This window comes from Streptomyces sp. NPDC088354 (assembly GCF_044753585.1).
Lineage (GTDB): Bacteria > Actinomycetota > Actinomycetes > Streptomycetales > Streptomycetaceae > Actinacidiphila.
In genome coordinates, this window is record NZ_JBIVNJ010000002.1 from 103,669 (window position 1) to 126,748 (window position 23,080).

The 23,080-nt window shown below is 72.2% G+C and carries 18 protein-coding genes and 1 pseudogene; 15 read left to right on the forward strand and 4 right to left on the reverse strand.

What is annotated here, in order from left to right; all coding sequences use genetic code 11:
- The first annotated feature begins 40 nt into the window (after window positions 1-40).
- From ACIP98_RS03815 to ACIP98_RS03825, 3 genes are all read left to right on the forward strand, one after another.
- Entirely contained in the window at window positions 41-1,420 is a 1,380-nt protein-coding gene (locus ACIP98_RS03815) for a glycosyltransferase family 2 protein (RefSeq protein WP_319662466.1), read from the forward strand.
- A gap of 205 nt (window positions 1,421-1,625) precedes the next feature.
- Complete coding sequence (locus ACIP98_RS03820) at window positions 1,626-3,044, forward strand: cellulose binding domain-containing protein (RefSeq protein ID WP_401973562.1); 1,419 nt, start codon at window positions 1,626-1,628, stop codon at window positions 3,042-3,044.
- Window positions 3,045-3,177: 133 nt separating this feature from the next.
- Entirely contained in the window at window positions 3,178-4,365 is a 1,188-nt protein-coding gene (locus ACIP98_RS03825; protein WP_401973564.1) for an acyl-CoA dehydrogenase family protein, read from the forward strand.
- A gap of 91 nt (window positions 4,366-4,456) precedes the next feature.
- On the opposite strand, the gene ACIP98_RS03830 is transcribed toward ACIP98_RS03825, so the two are convergent.
- Together ACIP98_RS03830 and ACIP98_RS03835 are read right to left on the reverse strand one after the other, a co-directional pair.
- The gene (locus ACIP98_RS03830; protein ID WP_319662472.1) at window positions 4,457-4,807 is read right to left on the reverse strand and encodes a hypothetical protein; all 351 of its coding nucleotides are present in this window, start codon (window positions 4,805-4,807) and stop codon (window positions 4,457-4,459) included.
- Window positions 4,808-4,922: 115 nt separating this feature from the next.
- Window positions 4,923-8,348, reverse strand: coding sequence for a CARDB domain-containing protein (locus tag ACIP98_RS03835; RefSeq protein WP_401973566.1), 3,426 nt, complete (start codon window positions 8,346-8,348; stop codon window positions 4,923-4,925).
- Window positions 8,349-8,844: 496 nt separating this feature from the next.
- Between ACIP98_RS03835 and ACIP98_RS03840 the strand changes: the two genes are divergently transcribed.
- The 3 genes from ACIP98_RS03840 (at window position 8,845) to ACIP98_RS03850 (ending at window position 10,780) form a co-directional block, all read left to right on the forward strand.
- Entirely contained in the window at window positions 8,845-9,450 is a 606-nt protein-coding gene (locus ACIP98_RS03840; protein WP_401973568.1) for a DUF3293 domain-containing protein, read from the forward strand.
- Between the two features lie 9 nt (window positions 9,451-9,459).
- A complete protein-coding gene (locus ACIP98_RS03845) occupies window positions 9,460-10,029 on the forward strand; it encodes a GNAT family N-acetyltransferase (RefSeq protein WP_319662477.1) in 570 nt (189 codons plus the stop codon).
- 208 nt (window positions 10,030-10,237) lie between these two features.
- Window positions 10,238-10,780 (forward strand): EF-hand domain-containing protein, encoded by a 543-nt coding sequence (locus ACIP98_RS03850; protein ID WP_319662479.1) that lies wholly within the window; start codon window positions 10,238-10,240, stop codon window positions 10,778-10,780.
- A gap of 153 nt (window positions 10,781-10,933) precedes the next feature.
- On the opposite strand, the gene ACIP98_RS03855 is transcribed toward ACIP98_RS03850, so the two are convergent.
- Window positions 10,934-11,935, reverse strand: coding sequence for a fatty acid desaturase (locus ACIP98_RS03855; protein WP_319657420.1), 1,002 nt, complete (start codon window positions 11,933-11,935; stop codon window positions 10,934-10,936).
- 284 nt (window positions 11,936-12,219) lie between these two features.
- Here ACIP98_RS03855 and ligA point away from each other — a divergent pair, with 284 nt between their 5' ends.
- The 9 genes and pseudogenes from ligA to ACIP98_RS03900 all read left to right on the forward strand — a co-directional run bounded on the left by ligA (window position 12,220) and on the right by ACIP98_RS03900 (window position 22,322).
- Window positions 12,220-14,238, forward strand: a complete 2,019-nt coding sequence (ligA, locus tag ACIP98_RS03860; protein WP_319657421.1) for an NAD-dependent DNA ligase LigA — start codon at window positions 12,220-12,222, stop codon at window positions 14,236-14,238.
- A gap of 115 nt (window positions 14,239-14,353) precedes the next feature.
- On the forward strand, window positions 14,354-14,827 hold the full coding sequence (locus ACIP98_RS03865) for a carboxymuconolactone decarboxylase family protein (RefSeq protein WP_319657422.1): 474 nt from the start codon (window positions 14,354-14,356) through the stop codon (window positions 14,825-14,827).
- A gap of 226 nt (window positions 14,828-15,053) precedes the next feature.
- A complete protein-coding gene (locus ACIP98_RS03870; protein WP_401973570.1) occupies window positions 15,054-15,560 on the forward strand; it encodes a hypothetical protein in 507 nt (168 codons plus the stop codon).
- A 135-nt stretch (window positions 15,561-15,695) separates the two neighbouring features.
- Window positions 15,696-16,232, forward strand: coding sequence for an NUDIX hydrolase family protein (locus tag ACIP98_RS03875; protein ID WP_319657424.1), 537 nt, complete (start codon window positions 15,696-15,698; stop codon window positions 16,230-16,232).
- 224 nt (window positions 16,233-16,456) lie between these two features.
- Entirely contained in the window at window positions 16,457-18,715 is a 2,259-nt protein-coding gene (locus ACIP98_RS03880; protein WP_401973572.1) for a PQQ-binding-like beta-propeller repeat protein, read from the forward strand.
- Window positions 18,716-18,929: 214 nt separating this feature from the next.
- Window positions 18,930-19,474, forward strand: a pseudogene (locus ACIP98_RS03885) (hypothetical protein); the annotation flags it as partial.
- Between the two features lie 41 nt (window positions 19,475-19,515).
- Complete coding sequence (locus tag ACIP98_RS03890; RefSeq protein WP_319657426.1) at window positions 19,516-19,725, forward strand: ferredoxin; 210 nt, start codon at window positions 19,516-19,518, stop codon at window positions 19,723-19,725.
- Entirely contained in the window at window positions 19,715-21,091 is a 1,377-nt protein-coding gene (locus ACIP98_RS03895; protein ID WP_401973574.1) for an NAD(P)/FAD-dependent oxidoreductase, read from the forward strand. The genes ACIP98_RS03890 and ACIP98_RS03895 overlap by 11 nt, the downstream gene beginning before the upstream one ends.
- A gap of 31 nt (window positions 21,092-21,122) precedes the next feature.
- On the forward strand, window positions 21,123-22,322 hold the full coding sequence (locus ACIP98_RS03900) for a cytochrome P450 (RefSeq protein ID WP_401973575.1): 1,200 nt from the start codon (window positions 21,123-21,125) through the stop codon (window positions 22,320-22,322).
- On the opposite strand, the gene ACIP98_RS03905 is transcribed toward ACIP98_RS03900, so the two are convergent.
- On the reverse strand, window positions 22,317-23,057 hold the full coding sequence (locus ACIP98_RS03905) for an SOS response-associated peptidase (RefSeq protein WP_319657429.1): 741 nt from the start codon (window positions 23,055-23,057) through the stop codon (window positions 22,317-22,319). The two genes, ACIP98_RS03900 and ACIP98_RS03905, sit on opposite strands and share 6 nt — an antisense overlap.
- Window positions 23,058-23,080: the final 23 nt, after the last annotated feature.

Genomic DNA, 23,080 nt, shown 5'->3' on the forward strand with positions numbered 1-23,080 from the left:
CCGGGAGGTGGGAGTGTTCGCAGGGAGGTCTTCGCTCTTCATGCGCAATCTCGCGGGTTCCTGGGACCACACCTCGTGGTCCCTCGGTCATTTGCACTGGTACGGAGTGGCCGTCGGTTCCCTCCTCGCCCTCAAGCTGCTGCTGTCCATCCGCCGGCGCCGCCGTCCGGAACTGACGTTCAACGAGCCGGCCGGCCGCCTTCGCATCCACGGTGTGGTCACCGCCTACAACGAGGCCCCCGAGATGCTCCGCCGCTGCCTGGAGTCGATCCTCGCGCAGACCCTCCCGCCGCACTCCCTGACCGTCGTCGACGACTGCTCCGCCGACCACTCGGCCGGCGCCCTCGTGGAGGAGATGCGACCCCGGTTCCAGCGTGCCGGGGTGCGCCTCGACTTCATCCGCTTCCCCGGCAACCGCGGCAAGCGCCACGGCCTCGCCGCGGGCTTCCGGCAGGAACCGCACGCGGACGTGTACCTGTGCGTCGACTCCGACACCGTGCTCGACCAGCACGCCGTCGCCGAGCTCGCCGAGCCCTTCTCCAAGCGCCGTGTGCAGTGCGTCACGGGACTGGTGCTCGCGCACAACCGCGGCACGAACCTGCTCACCCGCCTCATCGACATGCGCTACGTCAACGCCTTCCTCGGTGAGCGGGTGGCGTACTCGCGCCTCGGCTCGGTGCTGTGCGCCTGCGGGTCGCTGGCGATGTACCGCGGGTGGGTCGTCAGGAAGCACCTCGACGACTTCCTCGACCAGCGGTTCCTGCGACGCCCCGCCACCTTCGGCGACGACAGGCGCCTGACGTACTACTGCCTCACCGAGGGCCTGTCCCTCATCCAGCCCTCCGCCGTCGGCTACACCGACGTCCCCGAACGCCTCGGCCACTACGTCCGGCAGCAGATCCGCTGGGGCAAGTCGTTCATCCGCGAGGGCTTCCTGCTGCTCGGCAAGTTCCGGCTGCGGCGCATGTACTGGTGGCTCAACCTCGTCGAACTCACCAGCTGGGTGGCCTTCACCGCCGCGCTGTTCGCCGCGCTCGTCGCGATCCTCATGAACCCGCACGGCTGGACGCTGCTGGCCGGCTACGTCGCCTACATGTGCGTCATGGCCTGGGTCCGCTCCGTCCATTACCTGCGCGGCGCCGCGCAGGTGGGCATCGTCGACCGCGTACTGACCTTCCTCGCCGCCCCGCTGTACGCGCTGCTCAACCTCGGGCTGCTGCTGCCGCTCCGGCTGTGGTCGCTGGCCACCCTGCGCAGCACCAACTGGGGCACCCGCGCCAAGATCGAGGTCGGCGGCGTCGGAGCCGACGCCCCGGATCTGACCGCCCCGAACCCGGCGCCCCAGGCCGTCCTCCCGGAGCAGCGGCGGACCAACGCCGAGGACTCCTGGACCGTGCCCGCGCCGGGAGGCGCCTCCTAGGGCGTACCCGTGCCCGCCGCCGGCGACCGAGACCGAGGAACGCGCCGCATGTCCTCGGCACCGCCCCTCCACCGAGCTAGGAGCCTCCGTGGGTTCTGCCCGCCCCTCCACCGGTCCAGGCCGCCCCGGCCGTCCCACCCGTCCGACGCGTCCGGTCCGTCCTGGGGATTCCGGCCGGCGCAGTCCGCGCCGGCGTGCGTGGGGAATGGCGAAGCTCCTGCTGCTGGTGGTCGTCCTGGCCGCGGCCGGCACGGCGCTGCGCCCCGTGTGGAGTGACGCGCACCAGCCGCCCCCCGAGCTGACCGTCCGGTACAAGGCGGGCGCGCCGGCGACCGCCGCGGCGGCACGGCCGTGGCTGGAGGTCCTCAACACCTCCGGCCGGCGGGTGAGCCTGGGCGACGTGGCCTTGCGGTACTACTACACGGCGGACGGCCCCTCCCCGTACGCGTTCAACTGCGTCCAGGCTTCCACGGGCTGCTCCGCCGTCGTCGGGAAGTCCGTCGCGATGGACGCCCCCACCCCCACAGCCGACCACTACCTGGAGATCACTTTCACCAAGGCCGCGGGCGCGCTGGCCCCGGGGGCGAAGAGCGGCGCCATCGGGCTGCAGCTGTACCGCCCGGACGGCGGGAAGCTGAACCAGAGCAACGACCGGTCCTTCAGCCCCACCCACGACACCTTCCAGGCGTCGAAGCTGGTGACCGGTTACCTGGACGGCAGGCATGTCTGGGGCGACGAACCCGGCGGCGACGGCGCCGCCTCCGCCTCCTCGTCCCCTTCCGCGGGCTCGTCCGCGTCCGCCCGCCGCTCCGCCGCCCCCGCCGTCCGGCCCGCGCCTCCGTCCGGGATCCTCTTCGACGACTTCCACTACAGCGGCCCCCGCGACCCGGCGCTGCACGCGCACGGCTGGCTGGTCCGCACCAGCGAGGGCGGCCCCGGGATCCGGAACACCTGGTCGGCCGACGGCGTCAGCTTCCCCGCGGACAAGGACGCGCCGGGCGGCCAGGTCCTGCAACTGCGGGCCGCGACCGACGGGACGAGGCAGGGCACCACCCAGGCCGAGGTGCACACCACCGGCATGACGTTCGTGACGGGGACCTTCGCCGCCCGGATCCACTTCACGGACCGCCCCACGAGCGGTGCCAACGGCGACCACGTCAACGAGAGCTTCTACATGATCTCGCCCCACCACCGCGCCCGGTACAGCGAGCTCGACAACGAGTACCAGCCCAACGGAGGCTGGGGCGCCCCGGGGCCGAGGCTCGACACGACGACCTGGCGCAGCGCGGTGGAGGGCGACCGGGTCACCCGCGCCACGAACTCCAGCCTCGACGGATGGCACACGATGGTGACCACCGCCGCACACGGGGTCGTCACCTACAGCCTCGACGGGAAGGTCCTGTTCCGCACCAGCGGCGGGTACTACCCGACCGAGAACATGTCCGTGAACTTCAACACCTGGTTCGTGGACCTGCCGTTCGGCGGGAAACGCACGTGGGACATGCAGGTCGCCTGGTTCTACCACAACGCCGGGCGGGCCCAGTCCCTGCAGGAGGTGGAGAAGGCCGTGAGCGGCCTCGCCGGCAGCGGCACGAGCTACGTGAACACCCTCGGGACGTCCTGAGCCGGTCCCTCGGCAGGATGTGACGCGGACCACTCGGTGGGCATCGAACTTCTCCGCGCCTCCCGCGTCCTGTCGGCGACACCGCACCACCGGGCGCCCGGCACACCGCGCCCGGGCCACACAAGGAGACTCCATGTCCGAGACCCACGAGACCTCCGAGACCGCGTCCGGCTCGTCGGCCGTCGACCCGCTCGCCCTTCCCGGCCTGCTGCGGCCCGCCATCGAGGCCGCGAGCGAGGAGGCCGACCGCCGTGCCGACGTTCCCACGGAGCTGTACGGGGCGCTCCGCGACGCGGGCGCGTTCCGCCTGCTCACTCCCAGGGCACTCGGCGGATCGCAGACGCCGCTGACCACGGTGCTGAAGGTGTACGAGGGGTTCGGCCGCATCGACGCCTCCGTGGCGTGGCTGGTGTGGAACGCCAACTTCGGCTTCGTGGGGGCGCTGCTGGACGAGTCCGCGACGGAACGGATCTGGGGCCGGGAGCACGAGCCCGCCTTCGCCAACTCCGGGATGCCCGGGACCGCCGTTCCCGCCGAGGGCGGCTACCGGGTCTCCGGCCACTGGAGGATCGTCAGCGGGATCAACGCGGCGGAGTGGCTGGTGGCGGTCGTCGTCGTGCTGGAGGACGGCGCGCCGCGCATGACCGCCGCGGGCACGCCCGACGTACAGCTGTGCGTCCTGGGCCGGGACCAGTGGTCGGTGAAGGAGACCTGGGACGTCAGCGGCATGCGCGGCACCGGCAGCAACGACGTGGTGGTCGAGGACGCCTTCGTCCCCGCCGACTTCCTCGCGCCCCTGGACTCGCCCCTCAGGATCGACGAACCGCTGTACCGGGGCTTCCTCCCCTCGCTGGTGCTGCCCGGCTGCACGGCGATCGTCCTCGGCATCGCGCAGGCGGCCCTCGACGAGACGGTCGCGCTCGTCCTGACCAAGAGGAACTCCACGGGCGCGACGTTGGCCGAGTCCCCGCGCACCCAGTACGTCCTGGCCGACTCCGAGGCGGCACTCCAGGCCGCACGACTGCTGCTGACCTCCGCCGCGCAGACACTGCAGGACGCGGCCGAGCGCGGCGACACCCCCACGCTCGAACAGCGGGCGGCCCTGCGCGCCGCCATGACGCACGCCGCGCAGGTGAGCCGCCGGACGCTGGTGACGCTGTACGAGCTGGCCAGTTCCACCTCGCTCTACCGCGGCAACCGGCTGGAGCGCCTCTTCCGCGACGGCATGGCCGCCCTCCAGCACGCCAACCACTCCGCGCTCCCCATGGAGGCGGCGGGCCGCGTCCGTCTGGGCATGGAGCCCGGCCTCGGCCTGTTCTGACGCTACGTCGAACGCCCGCGAGGGACCGGGCCGGTGCCCGAGCGGAGTCCGTGACCGCTCCCGCCGAGCGGTCACGGACTCGGCCGTGCGTCTACTCGTGGCCCCGCGCCCTCAGCCATCGGCCGAGCGCGAGGACGTCGCGGGTCACCGACAGGGCCTCGTCACGGGTTCTCTCGGCGTCCTCGGGCGATCCGGGCCGTATCAACGGCCCCTCGCCGTCCCGTGCGCCGAGCAGGTGGAGGCGGGCGCGTTCCCGGTACCAGGCCGCGAGCCGGCGTGCGTCACCAGGATCGAGACGGCCCGTCTCCCGCCATCGCCGCGCGGGCTCCGCCGCCGCTTCGGGTCCGAGCTCGCCGAACCAGGTCTCGACCAGCCGGGCCGCCGTGGCGGCGTCCTCGTCCGGTGCCGGCTGTCTCTTCGTACGGCTCCCCCAGAGCTTCATCCGCCCCCCGCTCGCCGGCCAACAACTTTAGGGAAGCGGCCTGTTCGGCAACAGATCCAGGGTGGACGGATGGGGTCCCCGGCTCCCGTACGGGAGCCGGGGACCCCGTCCGGGATCAGTCGGCCTTGCGCCGGGCGGTCAGACCGGCCGGAGCGCCGGTGATGGTGAACTGGGAGCCGGGCTCGATGAGCACGCTGCCCTGCGCCGAGTTGGTGATCGTGACGTTGGTCAGGGTGGCGCTGCCGCGGGCGCCGCTCATCGCGAGGATGCCGGAGCCGCCCACGGAGTTGTCGATGCGGACGTCGGTGACCTTGACGCCGGGCATCGAGCCGCCGCCCGTCTTGAACTGGATGCCGTCGTAGGTGGAGTCGTGGATCTCGGTGTCCTGGATGGTCACGCCCGGGATGTCCGTGCCCTGGGCGAAGAGCGTGATGGCGCCGAACTCCTGCGCCTCGCCCCAGAACGCGCCGCCGGTCCGGTACAGGGCGTTCCCCGAGATGGTGGTCTGGCCCGAGAACGGGATCGGGTCGTGGTCGGTGGCGAGCATGATGCCCGGGTAGTTCATCGTGTCGGAGACGATGTTGTTCTCGATGGTGTTGCCGTACCCGCCGTACACGGCGATGCCGTTGGCCCGCCAGGGCAGCTGGACGGTGTTGTTGCGGAAGTGGTTGTCGTGGCCGACGTCGACCGAGGTGTCCTTCACGTACTTGCTCGCCCACACCGCCAGGGAGTCGTCGCCGGTGTTGCGGAACGAGGAGTTGTAGACGGTCGAGTTGCGCGAGCCGTTGGCGAAGTTGATGCCGTCGGCGTAGGTGTCGCGGACCCGGACACCGGTGAACTCCAGCCCGTCGGCGGGGCCCCACAGTTCCGGGATGTTGGAGTAGTCGCGACCGACCCAGACGCCGACGTTGGCGTGCTCGATCCACACGTTGGTGATCTTCGTGTTCTTGCCGAAGCGCCCGTTGAGGCCCACGCCGCCCTCGGCGTTGCCGTCGCCGCCCCGGATGGTGCCGGAGCCGAAGATGGCGATGTCGGAGATCTGGGTGTTGTCGTCGATGTCGAAGCCGAAGTTGCCCTCGTGCGGGTGGTTGATGCCGCCGGCGTTCTGCGGCGGGGTGAGGGTGTAGAGCTGGGAGTGCCACATGCCCGCGCCGCGGATGGTGACGTCCCGGATGCCGACCTGGTTGTACTGGCCCCGGTTCAGCGGGTCGTCGGTGAGGATCTTCTGCTCCTGGCGCCACTGCCCCGCCGGGATCCACACGCAGGAGATCTGGCCGTTCTGGTCGGCGGTGACCGCTCGCTGGATGGCGTCGGTGTCGTCGAGCCCGTCGTCGGGCACCGCCCCGTACTCGGTGATCGAGGTGCAGTTCGCCGGCTTGGCCGCCGGCGGAGCGACCTGCTCCAGGTCGATCAGGTCGATGATGTAGTAGGCCGCCGAGTCGCCCGCGTCACGCTGCAGGCGGAACGTCGTGCCTTGCGGGTACGCCCGCGACAGCAGAGCGTGCGCCTCGTCGAAGAGCCGCCGCGCGTCGCCGCCGGGCCGGTTGGTGAGCCCCTCCGGGTCGTCGGTGCTTCCGTACAGCCAGCTGTGCTTGGAGGACAGGTTCAGCTTCTGCACGAACGTGCCGTCGGCGTACAGGCTGATGGTGGCGTCCGCTCCGCCGCCGGCCGAGGCGTCGGGGATGGAGTTGCGCACCACGATCGAGTTGGTGGAGGTGGTCGAGGTGAACTCGACGTACTGGCCACCGGAGTCGAGCCGGACAGACCTGCGGCCCGAGGACTCGGTGGCGAAGTTGGTGTGCCCGAACGTCCGCTTGGCGTCCGCCGTGAGCAGGGTGCCCGTGTAGCGGCCGTCCTCCGCCTCGTACTCGGTGTACGGCACGGCGGCGCCGCGTCCGACCACGAGCGACTTGGTGAGCACGTTGTTGTTCTCGTTGGTCTCGGTGACCACACCGGTGGCGTCCGCGGTGGCGGTGAGGGTGGCGCCGCCGGAGGTCGCCGTCCACGTGCCGCTGATCGCCACGTTGACCGTGGCACCGGCCGCGACCTGTCCGGTCGTGCCGCTCAGCGTGGTGGTGCCGGCCTGCAGCCGGGTCACGGAACCGGCCGCCGCGGCGGTCGTGCCGCGGTTGTGCACGGCGACGGTGAACGACACGGGCGAGCCCACGGCCGGGTTCGCCGGGCTCGTGGTGATCGCGCTGACCTCGAGGTCGGGGCCGGGGGCCTGGCTGACGACCAGCCGGCTCGCCGCGTTCCGGCTGTTGTTGGTGTCGTCCAGTTCGGCGACCGTGTTGCGGGGATCGACCACCGCGGCGACCGCGTAGCTGCCGGCCGCGCGGGTCCCGGTGGACACGGCGACGGTGGCGGAGGCACCCGGGTCGAGGGCGGGCACGGCGGCGCTGCCGGCGACCGTCCCCTCCACGCTGACGTCCACCGTCGTCGCGGCCGAACGCGCGGTGCCGGCGTTGCGGACACCGGCGTTCACGGTGACCGCGTCCCGCTCGGACGGCGCGGCCGGTGTCCAGTCCAGGCTCGTGACGGTCAGATCCGGCGCGGGTGCGGCGGTGCCGACGACCTGGAACTCGGCGACCTGCCCGCCGGGCGCGCCGGAGTTGGAGAAGAACCGGAGCCGCACGTCGGCCCAGCGGCCGCTGACCGGGATGGTCACCGCGTTGCCGGTGCCCGGGCTGAAGGCGTAGTCGGCGCGGTCGCGCAACGAGGTGAAGCCGGTGTCGGACGCCCCTCGGCCCAGCACCTGGATGCCCTGGGTCCTGGCGCCCCACACCGGGTCCGGGTTGAGCTTGACCACGACGCCGGTGACGTCGGCGGCGGCCCCCAGCTTGACGGTGAGGTCCGCGGGGTTGCCCGCCGCCTCCCAGTAGGTGGAGGTCGAGTCGTCGGTGGCGTTGGCGGCGACGTAGGTCTGCGTCGACGAGGTGGCCTCGACCGGCTTGTTGCGGGCCAGGTTGGTGCCGGTGGGCGGCGGATCGGTGGTGCCGCCCTCCTCGCCGTACACCTCCAGTTCCGACAGTTGCGCGGCGTTCCAGCCGGTGTTGCCGGAGACGTTGACGCGGACGTACCGGGCGTCGGTGGGCGACGTCAGGTCCACGGTGACGGTGTTGGCCTGCGCGGGGTTGAACACCCGTCCGGCCGATCCGGAGAGCGTGCCGAACGCGGAGCCGTCGGTGCTGCCCTGCAGGGAGAGCGTCTGGGTCCGGGTCTCCCAGCCGGAGGGCAGCTTGAGCACGACCCGGTCGACGGCACGCGTGGCGCCGAGGTCGACCTGGACCCACTGGGGGAAGGAACCCGCAGGGCCCTCCCAGTAGGAGGCCTGGGCGCCGTCGGTGGTGTTCCCTGCCGGGTACGCGCCGAGCGAGCCGCCGGCCGTGGCAGGACGTCCGAGCGCGAGGTTGACGTCGGCGGCCGCCGCCTGCGCGGCCTGGGCGGCGGAGGCGAAGGGCAGCGGTAACAGCCCGACCGTCATGAGCCCGGCCAGAACGGCGCCGGACAGCGACCGTCGGCCAAGGGGTCTCCATTGCATGGGGGTCCTCTATTCCGTGGAGGGGGGAACGCGGCAGGAGGGCGGGAGGGAACAGCCGTGCACGGCGCTTGAGTGAGTCAGTCAACTTCTTGCGGAAACTGCGTCATCAGGTTTCTAGTGTGTCTCCGCTTTGTCAACGGCTCGTAATGTCACGGCAGTTGCGGACGAGTGCCGCTTGCACGGCCTGCTCTCCGCTTGCGTTCACCGGTCGGCACTCGAAGAGCCCGTTGGACGGGGTCGATCCCTCTCGCACCCGCGGCGGTGGGACGCCGCCCGCTCGCAGAGCTTCACAACGAGAGCAAATTATTGAGCAACTTTACGTAAGATCGCAGGTGTTGATCGGCACGGGACCTTCCCCGGCAGTGCGGCCCGCACCCTGGACTTCGTGTGCGTCCCGTGCGAGCATCAGCGGCCGTCAAGTGATCGGTTCACTGCCTGACCGCATCGATCTCCCTGCCGGCAGGTAAGGGGGTCTTCCCTCTCGAAGGAGACCCCTGTGTCTGCCGTCCGTCATGCCGACCAGCCCGCGCGGTGGCCGCTCTACCTGCGCGCGGTCGTGGACATCGCCTTTCCCACCCACACCGTCCGCGTCGCGCCGGGCCCCGTCCCGCACGGCCTGACGGGTCTGCCCCACCCGCTCCCCGGCGCACGGACGATCCACATCATCACCGCCTGCAACCCCGCCGGCAGGGCGACGCCGGCGCGGGCCGGCCTCCGGGCGCAGCACGACCTCTTGGCGCTTCTGCACGCCGCCGGCCTGCCGTGGTGGCCCGCCGTGGGCGGTGACCGGGCCGGCACGCACGGCGAGATCAGCGCGGCCGTCACCGGACTGACCGACGCCCGGGCCCGCGCCCTGGGCCGGCGCTTCGGTCAGGACGCCGTCTTCGCCTGGTCGCCTGCCTCGTGGCGGCTGCTGGCCTGCGCGCCCGCAGCGCACGACGCCGCCACCGCCGACTGGCACGCGACGCTCCTGACCGGACCGGCGAAAGCGTTCAAATCCGGTGGCGGACTCGCGCCGCCGTGGTTCAGCATGTGGGGCACGGGTGATCAGCCCGCGCGAAGGACGTGGGCGTCCACGGTGCTTCGCCGATCCCGCGAGTGAGGAACACGCTTGCCCTACACCGTCCGCGAGTACACCCCCGCCGACGAGACGTCCTGGCTGCGCTGCCGGGTCGTGTCCTTCCTGGGGACGGCCTACTTCGACAACGTCCAGCCCTCGAAGTCCCCGTCCCCGGTGCCCGGGCTCGACCTGATCGTGGTGGACGGTGACGGCTCCGTCGTGGGGATCATGGACACCACCGTCGAAGGCGAGTCGGCGACCATCAACACCGTGGCCATCCACCCCGACCACCGGCGCCGGGGGCTCGCGGGGAGGCTGCTCGAACCGACTCGCGACCGGGCCCGCCGGGCCGGTGCCTCGACCCTGGACGCATGGACCCGGGATGACGAGGACACCCTGCGCTGGTACCGGGCGATGGGTTTCGCCGAGAGCGACCACTACCTGCACGTCTACGCCAGCCACTCCGCCGACACCGGGGAGCCTGACCGCGCCATCGGCGGACGCCGCCCCGGCCTGCTCCCGATGGCCTCCTTCTCGCACGCGCGACTCGCCGACGCCGTGGACATGCGCGACGACTTCACCCGGGTCCACGTGTGCCGGCGCTTCTCGATGCCGCTGTGACGGCCGGCGGGCCGGTCCCGCGCAGGGGCGTCGCGGCTCAGCGGCTCAGCGGCCCGCGAGCGCAGCGGGCCGCCCGCGGGTGATCCCTCGCGCACATGTGCTCGTGGAGGCCGGGGCGCACCGCGACCTAGAGTTTTGTCGTGGCCGCCCTTTCGGAGGGCGGTCGCCGGCGGGGCATGGTTCGGTTCGGCGTCGAAGGGGGCCGCTCGTGGCCAGTGCGTTTCAGGAGCGCAAGCTCAAGGGGATGTTCGACGCGTTCGACGCGGACAGCGACGGCTATCTGCGCGAGGAGGACTTCAGGGCGCTGGTCGCCCGCTGGAGCCGGCTGCCGCGAGTGGGCCCCGGCACGGAGCTGCGGGAGCGGGTGGAGACGCTTCTGATGGGGTGGTGGGCAGCGCTCCTGGAAGTCGGGGACGCGGGCGGCGACGGCGCCGTCGACATGGGGGAACTGCTGTCGCTCGTCGAGAGGTTGCCCGCGATGATCGCGGACGTCACCGCCACCGCGGACACCGTCTTCGACGCCGTGGACGCCAATGGCGACGGCCGCATCTCCCCGGAGGAACACCGCAGGCTCGTCGAGACCTGGAGCGGGCGGCCCGTGGAGATGACGGGCATCTTCGAACTGCTCGACCTGAACGGCGACGGCCACCTCAGCCGCGAGGAGTTCGCGCTGCTCTGGCGTCAGTACTGGATCAGCGACGACCCGGTGGAGCCCGGCAACTGGCTCTGCGGCCGGATTCCGGCCGCCTAGGCCACGCACGCTGGGTTGCCCCGGGGCGGCGGCAACGAGTACGGCACACCCGCAGCGCCCGAGCGTCGTCAAACGCGCGTTCCTCTGATGGAACGTCAATGCCACCCGGTGGCCCGGAATCCGGCTGCCGGGGGCACGCGATGAGTGATCGCGTCAGGCCGCGGGCTCGTGCGAGCCGGCCGGTCCGGACAGCAACCGGGCGTTCACCCGGTCCGGCCTCGGCCAGCGCACGTCGTGCACCCAGCCCAGCTTCTCGAACATCCGGATGAGGCGTGCCGACGGGTCGATCTGGCCCGGCAGAACGCCGTGGCGGGCGCCCGTGGGATCGGCGTGGTGCGAGTTGTGCCAGCTCTCACCGAAGGACAGCAGGGCGAGCGGCCAGAAGTTGGTGGCCTTGTCCCGGCTGATGAAGGGGCGGTTGCCCGCGACGTGGCAGACCGAGTTCACCGACCATGTGACGTGGTGCAGCAGCGCCATCCGGATCACACCGGCCCAGAAGAACCCGGTCAGCGCACCGGTCCAGGTGCCGGTGACGAGCCCGCCGACGAGTGCCGGGACCAGGAGCGAGACGGCGGTCAGCAGCCCGAAGAGCCGGCCGACGACCCGCAGGTCGGGATCGGCGGCGATGTCGGGCGCGAACCTCGCGCGGTTGCTCAGCTCACGCTTCAGCATCCAGCCGATGTGGGCGTGCAGAAGCCCCTTGAGGAGAGCGCGGGTGTCGGAGCCGTAGCGCCAGGGCGAGTGCGGGTCGCCCTCGCGGTCGGCGAAGGCGTGGTGGCGGCGGTGGTTCGCCACCCACTGGACCGGCGAGCCCTCGACCCCCAGCGACCCCGCGACGGCCAGGGCGATCCGCAGGCCGCGCCGCGCCTTGAACGAGCGGTGCGTGAAGAGACGGTGGTAGCCGACCGTGAGGCCGAAGCCGGACACCAGGTAGGCGACCACCGCCATGCCGAGGTCCAGCGTGGACAGGCCCCATCCCCACACGAACGGCACCGCGGCGAGCAGGGCGAGCGGCGGGCCGACAACGAAGATCCACATCGCCACTCCCGCAGCGGCTGTCTGCGGGGCGTCGAGCAGCGGTCTGGCCTCGGCCGCGGTTTCGGCGTCGCGCTCGGCGACGACCTGTTCGGCACGGTCAGCGTCGCTCGGGTTCATGGGTTCCTCGCCGTTGCTCGAGCCATCACGGAGGTGGTGCCGGACCGACCGGGATCATGCGCACCTGTGCGCGCGTTGAAACGCACGTGCCCGCCCACGGCGCAGGATCGCACCGGACGGCATCGGCGCAGGTCGTCGCCGATGTCCAGGGTGTGAACGGCGCGGTACCTGTATGCGCTTGACACGCCTCACGGCACTCCGTCCGTCTCACCCCGCCCACCCGCGCCGCCGCTAACCTCCCGCACACGGACCGAGTGTCAGACCCCCGCGACATGATGCGGCGCATGACGACAGTGATCGCCGCACCGCCGGCCTCCCGCGACGACTACGACTCCGCCGTGGACACCGCCCTGGGGGCGTGCGCCGCCTACTACCGTGACGGGACCAGCCCTCTCGACGACGCGGCCTACGACCTGCTGGCGGCCGGGATCCGCGCCTACGAGCTGGAGCACCCGGACCATCTGCGGGCGGACTCCCCCACGGGCAAGGTGGGCGGCGGGGCGGCCCCCACCGGCGATGTCGCACATGTGGTGCCCATGCTCTCCCTGGACAACGTCTTCAGCGCCGAGGACCTCGTCAAGTGGGGCGCCTCCGTGGAACGCCGGCTCGGCGGCCCGGTGCAGGGCGGCTACGTCACCGAACCCAAGCTCGACGGGGCGGCCATCGCCGCGCGCTACGTGGACGGGCGGCTGACGCGGCTGGTCACCCGTGGCGACGGAACGCACGGCGAGGACATCTCCCATGCGATCGGCTCCGTCGTGGGTCTGCCCGCACGGCTCACCTCGCCGCTGTCGATCGAAGTGCGCGGCGAAGTCCTGCTCACACGGGCGCAGTTCGACAGGGCCAATGCCCTCCGCCAGGCGCACGGCGCGAAGGTCTTCTCCAACCCGCGCAACGGCACCGCCGGGACACTTCGCGCGAAGGACCGTCCGTATGTGATCGAGACGACCTTCTACGCCTACGGTGTGGTCGGCCTGGCAGGTGACACGCACGAGGCGATGATGGCCGCGGTGGAGGCGGCGGGGGTGCAGACCACGTCCGCGACGCCGGTGGGGCTCCAGGTGTGCGGGACGCTGGAAGAGGTGCGGCGCCGCGTCGAGCAGATCGCCGCCCTGCGTGCCGAGCTGCCGTTCGGTATCGACGGCGTCGTCGTCAAGGCCAACGCCGTCGCCGAGCAGGACAAGGCCGGTCTCGCCACGCGCCACCCCCACTGGGCCACGGCGTACAAGCTCCCGGCCATGGAGCGCCGGACGAAGCTGCTGGCCGTCGAGTGGAACGTCGGCCGCACCGGCATCATCGCGCCGCGTGCCGAGCTCGAACCCGTGGAGGTGGACGGCAGCGTCGTCCGCTACGCCACGCTGCACAATCCCCGGTTCATCCGCGACAGCGGGCTGATGATCGGCGACACCGTCAGCGTCTTCAAGGCGGGAGACATCATCCCGCGCGTCGAGGCCCCGGTGGTGGACCTCCGCACGGGCGCGGAGACGCCGATCGAGCTGCCCGAGGCGTGCCCGAAGTGCGGCGGCGACATCGACGCCTCCGGCGAGCGCTGGGAATGCGCCGGCGGCACGGGCGGGGGCTGCGGGCTGCTCGCCGCTCTGCGGTACGCCGTGGGCCGCGACCAGCTCGACATCGACGGTCTCGGCACCACCTTCATCGAGGCCCTGGCCGACAGCGGCGCCGTCGCCGACGTCGGCGACCTGTTCACCCTCAGCCGCGGGCAACTGGTCGAGGCGACCAGGAGCGAGAAGCGTGCCGACACCGTGCTGGCCCAGATCGAGGCGGCCAAGGCCAAGCCCCTCAGCCGCGTCTTCTGCGCGCTCGGCGTGGTCCGCACCGGCCGCACGCTCTCCCGTGAGATCGCTCGGTACTTCGGCACGATGGAGGCGATACGCGCCGCGGACGCCGACACGCTGGCCAGGGTGCCGAAGCTTCCGGCCGCCAACGCGCCGAAGATCGCCGCGCACATCGCCGCACTCGGTCCGGTCGTCGACAAGCTCGTCGCCGCCGGTGTCACCATGACCGAGCCGCCCGCCCCGGTCGTGGCGGGAGGCCCCCTGACGGGTGAGACCGTGGTGGTCACCGGGGGGATGACGGGGGCACTCGCCGGAAAGAACCGGACCGAGGTGAGCGAGGTGATCATCGCGGCCGGCGGTACGGCGTCGGGCACCGTCTCCCGGAAGACCACGCTGCTCGTCGCCGGGGAGAAGGCCGGCTCGAAGCTCGCCAAGGCCAGGGAACTGGACGTCAAGGTGCTCACCGAGGAGGAGTTCGCCCGACTTCTCGCCGACTTCCTGCCCTGACCCGCCGCCGGCCGCCGCCTCGTGCTGAGACGCGCATCACACGCGTCCGTGTCACAACGTGCCGGGCCGGTCCGTCCAAGAGACGTAACCGCCAGCAACGACACAGGAGTGCACCATGGAAGCACGGTTGAACGTCATGGCCAGCCCGGTCGCGGCCAAGGCCATCAAGCACCTCATCGCCGCGGGCCAGGCGCTCGCCGAGTCGACCCTGCCCGCCGCGACGCGCGAACTGGTGAACATCCGCGCCAGCCAGATCAACGGCTGCGCCGGATGCATCGACATGCACACCAAGGACGCGGCGGCGGCGGGCGAGAGCGCCGTACGCCTCAACCTGGTCGCGGTCTGGCGCGAGGCCACGGTCTTCACCGACGCCGAGCGCGCCGCGCTGGAGCTCACCGAGCAGGGCACCCGCATCGCCGACGCGGCCGGCGGCGTCCCGGACGAGGTGTGGGCCAACGCCGCCAAGCACTACGACGAGGACGAACTCGCCGCCTTGGTCACCCAGATCGCCGTCATCAACGCCTTCAACCGCGGCAACGTCATCACCCAGCAGCCCGCGGGCGACTACCAGGTCGGGCAGTACCACTGACGGCACGCCAGTGACCGCCGCCGGAGCCCGACTCGGCGGCGGCACACACCCCGGGTACCGCTCCGCGGAGCGGTACCCGGGGTGTCACAGCTGTCGTGATCGGCGGCCCGCGGGCATGGACACCGCGGGGAGGGGCTCGTCACACTACCGGGACGATCATGCGCGGTCGCGGCCGCGCAGCGAGCAGGCGGGGGTTGTGCCGATGGGACGCTTGCGGGAAGAGGCGGTGCCTGCGGAGCGCATCCGCTACCGGTCGACGGCGCTCCAGCGCGTCCTGCCGGTCCTGCCCGTGGCCCTGGTCGACGCACTGTCGCACCTCTGGTTCTGGTGGAACGGGGGGCCGGCAGGTGCGGCATCGGGCGCGGTCGTGCTGCCGTTGGTCGTGCTGATCGCCTCGCACCCGTTCGGCGTCACCCTCACCCCGTCCGGGGCCGTTGTGCACAACCTGACCCGCCGGACCATCGCCTGGGCCGACGTGCAGGCGATCGGGACCGAGTCGGTCCTCGGCGCCCGGTTCGTCGTCATCCAGGAGGCGGGCGGCCGGCATACGCGCCTGCGGGCACCGCTCACCGGATTCCTCAGCTGGGACCGTGCCTTCGACGAGAAGCTCGCCACCATCGGCAGATGGTGGCTGGACCACAGAGGGCCGCACTGGGCTCCCGCCCCGCCCCCGCCGGTGTGGCGGAGCGGCCCGCCGTCGCCCAGTGGGGATCCGTTCGCCCCTCCCCGGTGAGCGGCGACCGGGGACAGGCCCGGGGAACCGCCCGTCCGGCGTGGGGACGCACCTGACGCGAGCAGCCAGTACACGGGGCACCGCGGCACGCCGACGGTCTCCCCGATCGGCCGGTTCTCCACGTACGATCACCCGATGGCCGACAAGACCGAAACCACGCCCGGCTGGTTGTCTCCCGAGGATCTGGAGCTGACCCGCGCACGTATGCCGATCCTGTACGTCGACGCCGTGCCCGTCCGGGTCGACGACAGCGGAGAAGTCACGCACGTCGGTCTCCTGCTGCGCATCGGACCGGACGGGACCGTCAGCCGCGCCCTCGTCTCCGGCCGGGTGCTCCACCACGAGCGCGTCCGTGAGGCGCTCATCCGCCATCTGGAGAAGGACCTCGGGCCGATGGCGCTGCCCCGCATCCCGGCCTCCCCGCAGCCTTTCACCATCGCCGAGTACTTCCCGACGCACGGGGTGACCCACTTTCACGACCCCCGGCAGCACGCGGTCTCGCTGGCCTACGTGGTCCCGGTGGTGGGCGACTGCCACCCGCGGCAGGACGCTCTCGACCTGGTCTGGTTCACTCCCCAGGAGGCGTCGTCGCCCCACCTGCAGCAGGAGATGCCGGGCGGCCAGGGCGTCCTGCTCAAGCAGGCGCTCGCGCACGTGGGCTGCCTGTCCTGACGTCCGCGGCGGTCCGGGCGGGGTCCGGGAGCACCGGGGGCGGCGGCTTCGTCGCCCCCTGATACCCGCCCCGTCGCGGCAATCGGCCGGACCGGTGCGGACGTCAGGACATCCGATGTTCCTTGTAAGGACCATTTACATCAAGTGCGGTGTTGCCAGGACGGACCAGCGTGTCTCCGATCTTGCACCTTGGCGCGTAGACGCCTCGCACCCTCGGGACTTACATGTCTGATCTGCCTGAGTCGTCCGGCTCCACGCACGACGCCTGCCACCACGCCGGCGTCGGCCGCCGCGGGTTCCTCGGTCTCGCCGGGGGCACGCTCGCCTCGGCCGGACTCGCCTCCCTGCTGGGCGCCGCCCCGGCGAACGCCGCACCGGCCGTCCAGCCGGACGCGCCCCTGCGCTTCGCGCTGGTGACGGACACACACGTGAACGTCGACACACCGCAGTCGACCGTGTACCTGACCCAGGTGTGGGCCTCGATAGCCGCCCGCACCCCGGACCTCGTGCTGCACTGCGGCGACATCACCGACACCGGCCGTCCCGACGAGTTCGACCGGTACGCCGAGGTACTGCCCGCCGCCCTCCACGGCCGGATGCACTACTCGCCCGGCAACCACGACGTGCGGTGGGACCCGTCCGCCAAGGAGCAGTACCACTCCCACTTCGGCCCGGGGCCCTACTCGTTCGACGCCGGTGGCGTGCACTTCATCGGCTTCGACCCCACCCAGGTGCTCCAGGAGCCCGGGCACTTCGGCCCCGGCGGCCTGGAGTGGCTGGAGGCCGACCTCGAGGGCCTGCGCCCGGGAACGCCCGCGGTGCTCTTCCAGCACTTCCCGATGGGCAACACCTTCTACTACGTCGACGACCAGCCGGCCGTCCTGGACCTCCTGGCCGACTACGACGTCCGCGGCATCTTCGCCGGCCACATCCACAAGGAGGTCGTGAGCCGGTTCAACGGCCTCACCCAGATCGGTCTCAACGCGGTCCGCAACGGCGCCCTCTACTACTGGGTGGAGCGCACCGTCGCCTCCGACGGCACGCCCGTGCTGCGGGTCAGCCGGGTCAACGTGGCCGCCGACGGGACCGAGACCGAGGTGCCGGTCGCGGACATGCCGCTGGCCGGCGACGGCCTCGGCCGCCCGCAGCGCCCGCGCGGCGTCCGCCTCGGCACGGTCGCCGACGGTGTGCTGCCGGTCTCCGTCCGGCTGGACGGCAACGCCGCCCCGGTCCAGGTCGCCGTGGACCTCTACCCGCAGTCGGTCTTCGGCGGTGCCGCCACCCCGGTCTGGAAGCCCCTTGCCCCCGAGGCGGGTTCGGACCGGCGATGGGAGGGCGGCGTCGACGTCTCCTCCGTGGTCCCCGGAACGCAGCGCCTTCGCCTGCAGGTCACCGCGGCCGACGGCACCTGGTGGGAGGACACCGCCCTGTTCGAGGTGGCGCGCGGCGCCGCCGACCCGAAGCCCCGCTGGGAGTACCAGCTGCCCGGTTCGGTCCAGGGCGGCATCGCCACGGTCGGCTCGGGCGACGGGCAGACCGCCGTCATCGCGTCCAGCAGCGGCGACGTGGTCGCCCTGCGTCCCCGCCACCGCTCCTCCGCGGACCGCGTGTGGCACACGCGGATCGGACCGGTCTACCGCCTGCCCGCGGTCGACGCCGGCTCCCGTACGGTCTTCGTCCCGTCCGCGGACCACCGGCTCTACGCCCTCGACGCCGCCGACGGCCGCCAGAAGTGGGCCTTCGACGCCGGGGCGCCGGTGCTGAGCGCTCCGCTGGTGACCGAGGTCGCCGGCCAGGAGCGGCTGTTCGTCTCGGCCGGCCGCACGCTGTTCGCGCTGGACGCCGCGAACGGGAACGCCCTCTGGTCGGTGCCCGGCCGCGGTTTCTCCTCCGGCCGGGCCGCGAGCGACGGCCTCCGCGTCTACACCGCGGCGGACGACGGCTGGGCCCGCGCCCACGACGCGGTGACCGGTGCCCCGCTGTGGTCGTTCTCCATGGCCACCGGCACCGAGAACCACATCGCCCTGTACAGCGGTTGGGACAACGTTGTCGCCGTCGGCGACGGCGTCGTGGTCGTCGGCTCGGTCTCCAGTTCCTGGGGCCTGGACGCGGCCACCGGCGCGCTGCGCTGGAAACTGGCGGGCAGCGCCATGTACGCGCCGACCCTCGTCCTCGGCGACGGCACCGCGCTGTTCACGACGGAGGTCGGCGTCATGTCGCGGGTCGAGCTGGCAACCGGCACGGTGCGCTGGAAGACCGACCTGGCGGTCCGCGTCTTCAACGCCGGTGTGGTCATCGCCGACGGCGTGGCCTGGGCCCAGTCGGCGGACGGCAAGCTGCTCGGAGTGAACCTGGCCGACGGCTCCCGGCAGGGCCGGCTGCAGCACAGCCTGGTGTACTGCTTCAGCACTCCGGCGATCGTGGGCGACGTCCTGGTCGTCGGCAACCAGAACGGCCTGGTGACCGGCATCGACCTGCCGTAGCCCGGTCGACCGTCCGGGCCCGCCGCCGCCAGGGCGGGCCCGGACACGCCGGGCCGACTCCCACGGTGCGAACGAGCCATCACGCCCGGTGCCCTGTGGCACGACCCGGTGCAGCGGCCGCCGGCGACGAAGGCCCCGGCGGGAACGGCCGCCCGGGCGGAAGGTGATGTGCAGGTACGGTGCCGCAGGCCGCAAACGCGGTTGCCGACAGCGGCTGAGCCCGCGGGAGCGCGAGCGCACGGCAGCCTCCGACGAAGGGCTCCGGGCGTGGAGCCGGAACGTCAGGGGTCCGCGGACATCCAGTCGACCCGGCCGCAGAGGCCGGCGCCGTACGCCCTCACCGAGGCGCCGGTCGGCCAATTGGCCTGGATCGCGGAGAGGTTCGAGGAGTGGACCGACTCGCGGGACCGTCCGGAGGACGCCGTCGACCGCGACCTGATGCTGTCCTGGCTGACCGGCACGGCACGCCGCCCGAACCGTCCACGGCGCCGACCGCCCAGGCCGACTTCCCGCGCCACACCTTCGTCCCTCTGCGCACATCGCGGAGCGGACGAACACCACCGTGCGGTGGACGAGCTTCGACCGCGGTGGCCACTGCTGGTGGGCGAGATCCGGACGTTCTTCCGGCGACTGCGTGAGCCCGGCCCCGAGCGCGATCCCCGCGTAGCCGCCGACGAATGCCGGGGAACACGAAGGGTGCCCGCTCGATCACCTGTCGCCACAGGCGTGCGGCGCGCGCCGGATCCGGCACGGGCGTAGAAAAGAAGGGGGGCCCGGTACGACTCAGGGAGTGACGGGCCATGCAGATGGTGGTGGACCTCACGCGCTGCCAGGGCTACGCGCAGTGCGTGTTCCTCGCGCCGAAGGTGTTCGAGCTGCACGGGGAAGAGGGCTTGCTGTACTCCCCGGCCGTCCCGGACGACCAGGCCGAACGCGTGCGCCAGGCCGCGGCCGCGTGCCCGGTCCAGGCCATCCTCACGGGCGAGGGGGTGGGCGCCGGTGCCCGGTGAGCCACAGGAGGACGGCCGGATCGTCGTCGTCGGCGCGTCGCTCGCCGGGCTGAGGGCCGCGGAGGCGCTGCGCGAGGAGGGCTTCACCGGCTCACTGACCGTGGTGGGGGACGAACCGTGTCCGCCCTACGACCGGCCGCCGCTGTCCAAGCAGGTGCTGCTGGGGAGAGCAGCGGCGGACAGTACCGGGCTGCCGATGCGCCGGGACCCGGACGCCGACTGGCGGCTGGGCGTGCGCGCCACCGGCCTGGACCCCCTCGGGAAACGGGTGCTGCTGGCCGACGGCGACTCCCTGCCGTACGACCGGCTGCTGATCGCCACCGGGACCCGGGCCCGGCCCTGGCCGAACCCCGAGGAGGCGTCCCTGGACGGGGTGTGCACCCTGCGTACCCGCGAGGACGCGGGGGCGCTGGCCGAGCGGCTGGCCGCCGGACCGGAACGGGTGCTGGTGATCGGCGGCGGCTTCACCGGTTCGGAGATCGCCTCGGCCTGCCGGGAACGCGGACTGGACGTGACGGTCGCCGAACGCGGCGTCGCGCCCCTGGTGGGCGCGCTCGGCGGGACGCTGGCGAAGCTCGCGGCCGTCATGCACCGCAACCACGGTGTGGACCTGCGCTGCGGAGTGACGGTCACCGCCCTGCACGGGGACGGAGACGGCCGGTTCACCGGTGCGGACCTGTCCGACGGCAGCCGTGTCGACGCGGACGTGTGCGTCGTGGCGCTGGGGGCCGTCCGCAACGTCGAATGGCTGGCGGAGTCGGGGCTGGCGGCCGGCCCGCGCGGCATCGCCTGCGACGCCGGGTGCCGGGCCTTCACCAGGTACGGCATCGTCACCGACGACGTCTTCGTGGCGGGAGACGTCTCCCGCTTCCCCCACCCGCTGTTCGGGTACCAGATGCTCTCCTTGGAGCACTGGGGCAACGCGGTCGAGCAGGCCGGGATCGCCGCCCACAACATGGTCTGCCCGGGCCCGCTGCGGCGCCCGCACCTCGCCGTCCCGACGTTCTGGTCGACCCAGTTCGGGCTCAACATCAAGTCGGTGGGCGTGCCGATGTACTCCGACCACATCGTCATCGCCCAGGGGTCCTTGGAGGCGCGCCGTCTGGCGGTGGTCTACGGCTACCGGGGGCGGGTCACCGCCGCGGTCACGGTCGACATGGCCAAGTCGCTCGACTACTACCGGCACCTGATCGAGACGGCCGCCGCGTTCCCGCCCCCGCCCGGCGCCGCGGACCGCGCGCTCGCCGCCGACGTCCCGATCCCGTCCGACGTACCGGACCCGAAGGGGCTGTCCCACGGCCCCACGGTCACGCTCACCGGTCATCTGCCCGATCGCCGGCTGACAGTGGTGTCACCCACCGGCTGACCCACGTCCCGTCCGACCACGAGGGGCCATCATGGACTCCGCCACACTGCTGGCACGGATCACCGACTACGCGAACCGCCCCGACCCCTTCCCGCTGTACGCGGAACTGCGCGAGGCCGGCCCTGTGGTGCGGCAGGCGGACGGCAGTTACCTCGTCGGCGGCTACCACGAGATCGCCGCTCTGCTCCACGACCCCCGGATGAGCGCCGATCCGCGCTCACGCCTCACCCCGTCCGCGCCCGAGGAGACACGGAAACCGCCGTTCCTGCGGCTCGACGACCCCGAACACCAGAGGCTGCGCGACTCGGCCATGCGGCCGTTCGGCCCGCCGCACAGCCCGGACCGGATCGACGCCCTGCGCGGCGACATCGCCCGGCTCACCGAGGAGCTGGCGGAGGCCTTCCGGCCGGGCCGGCGGATCGATCTCGTCGACGACTTCGCCTACCCGCTGCCCGTCACGGTGATCTGCCGTCTGCTCGGCGTTCCGCACGAGGACGAGCCGCTGCTCCAGACCTGGACCGACGCGATCGTCGCGTCCGCCGACATCGGTCCCGGGGGTGACACCGCCGAGCGGGACCGGACGGGACGCCGGGCCCGGCAGGAGATGGGCGCGTATCTGATCGGCCTCGCCGAGCAGCGCCGCGACAACCCCACCGGGGACATGCTCTCCGGCTTCGTGAGCGAACCCGACCCCGCACTGCGGCTCACCACCGAGGAACTGGCGGAGACCACCGTGCTGTTGTTCATCGCCGGACACGAGACCACGGTGAACCTGATCACCAACGGCGTCCTCACCCTGCTGCGCCGGCCCGACCAGCTGGACCTCCTGCGCCGCGAACCCGGGCTGCTGCCGCGGGCGGTGGAGGAGCTGTTGCGCTACGAGCCACCGGTCCACATGCGCGAGCGGATCCCGCTCGCCGATCTCGACGTCGCCGGCACGACGATCCCCCGCGGCACGTCCGTCATCCTGGCGCTGGCTTCGGGCAGCCGGGACCCCAAGCGGTTCCACGAGCCCGACCGGTTCGACCCGACGCGCCCGGACAACGAGCACTTCGGCTTCGGCAGCGGCATCCACCTGTGCTACGGCGCACCCCTGGCGCGTATCGAGGCCGAGGCCGCGCTGGCCGCTCTGCTCCCCCACCTGGGCTCCGCCCACCTGGTCGAGGACCCGCCCCCCTACCGGCAGAACGCCATGCTCCGCGGGCCCCGCCACCTGCCCGTCCAGCTATGACGAAGCGGGGTCCAGCAGGTGGGGGCCGTTGTTGCGGACACTGTTGACGGCGGTGGACACAGGGCGGGTGACCAGGTGGCCTTCGGCGGGGGCGGTGAGGAGGGCGCGGAGTTCGTCGAGGTCCTGGTGCTCGGGGTCGAGCCAGGCGTCGTAGTCGGCGGCGCCGATGGTCAGCGGCATCCGCGGGTGGACGCGGCCGGCGGCGTCGGTGGCCTCCGTGGTGATGATCGTGCACGTCGTCCACCACGCGCCCGGCTCGTCATCGCCGACGACCTCGCGGTCGCGCCAGAACTCGTACAGCCCGGCGAAGGCCATGCCCTGCCCGTGCCCGCCTTCGGGGCTGATGAAGTACGGCTGCTTGTGGGCCTTGCTCTCCTCGGTCGCCGCGACGGCCTGCCACTCGTAGAAGCCGTCGGCGGGCAGCAGGCAGCGGCGCTTGGCGAAGGCCCGGCGGTAGGCGGGCTTCTCGTGCACCGTCTCCACCCGGGCGTTGATCATCTTTGAGCCCACGCTCAGGCTCTTCGCCCACGACGGCACCAGCCCCCACCGCAGCGGCCGCAACTGCCGCTCCAGCGCGCCGGTCGCCCGGTCGACGCCTTCCAGGACGGCCCACACGTCATCGGTCGGCGCGACGTTCCAGCTCGGCGCCACCAGGGCTTCGGGGTTCCACTCGGTGACCCGGAACTGCTGGACCAGGTCTTCGGGACGTCGAGTCGAGACGTAGCGGCCGCACATGCCCCCACCCTGCCATGACACTG

Coding starts and splice junctions, on each gene's coding strand:
- ACIP98_RS03880 (WP_401973572.1), top strand. CDS start 16,457: ATGTCTGATCTGCCTGAGTCGTCCGGCTCCACGCACGACGCCTGCCAC.
- ACIP98_RS03890 (WP_319657426.1), top strand. CDS start 19,516: ATGCAGATGGTGGTGGACCTCACGCGCTGCCAGGGCTACGCGCAGTGC.
- ligA (WP_319657421.1), top strand. CDS start 12,220: ATGACGACAGTGATCGCCGCACCGCCGGCCTCCCGCGACGACTACGAC.
- ACIP98_RS03820 (WP_401973562.1), top strand. CDS start 1,626: ATGGCGAAGCTCCTGCTGCTGGTGGTCGTCCTGGCCGCGGCCGGCACG.
- ACIP98_RS03900 (WP_401973575.1), top strand. CDS start 21,123: ATGGACTCCGCCACACTGCTGGCACGGATCACCGACTACGCGAACCGC.
- ACIP98_RS03815 (WP_319662466.1), top strand. CDS start 41: ATGCGCAATCTCGCGGGTTCCTGGGACCACACCTCGTGGTCCCTCGGT.
- ACIP98_RS03830 (WP_319662472.1), bottom strand. CDS start 4,807: ATGAAGCTCTGGGGGAGCCGTACGAAGAGACAGCCGGCACCGGACGAG.
- ACIP98_RS03825 (WP_401973564.1), top strand. CDS start 3,178: ATGTCCGAGACCCACGAGACCTCCGAGACCGCGTCCGGCTCGTCGGCC.
- ACIP98_RS03905 (WP_319657429.1), bottom strand. CDS start 23,057: ATGTGCGGCCGCTACGTCTCGACTCGACGTCCCGAAGACCTGGTCCAG.
- ACIP98_RS03875 (WP_319657424.1), top strand. CDS start 15,696: ATGGCCGACAAGACCGAAACCACGCCCGGCTGGTTGTCTCCCGAGGAT.
- ACIP98_RS03855 (WP_319657420.1), bottom strand. CDS start 11,935: ATGAACCCGAGCGACGCTGACCGTGCCGAACAGGTCGTCGCCGAGCGC.
- ACIP98_RS03865 (WP_319657422.1), top strand. CDS start 14,354: ATGGAAGCACGGTTGAACGTCATGGCCAGCCCGGTCGCGGCCAAGGCC.
- ACIP98_RS03835 (WP_401973566.1), bottom strand. CDS start 8,348: ATGCAATGGAGACCCCTTGGCCGACGGTCGCTGTCCGGCGCCGTTCTG.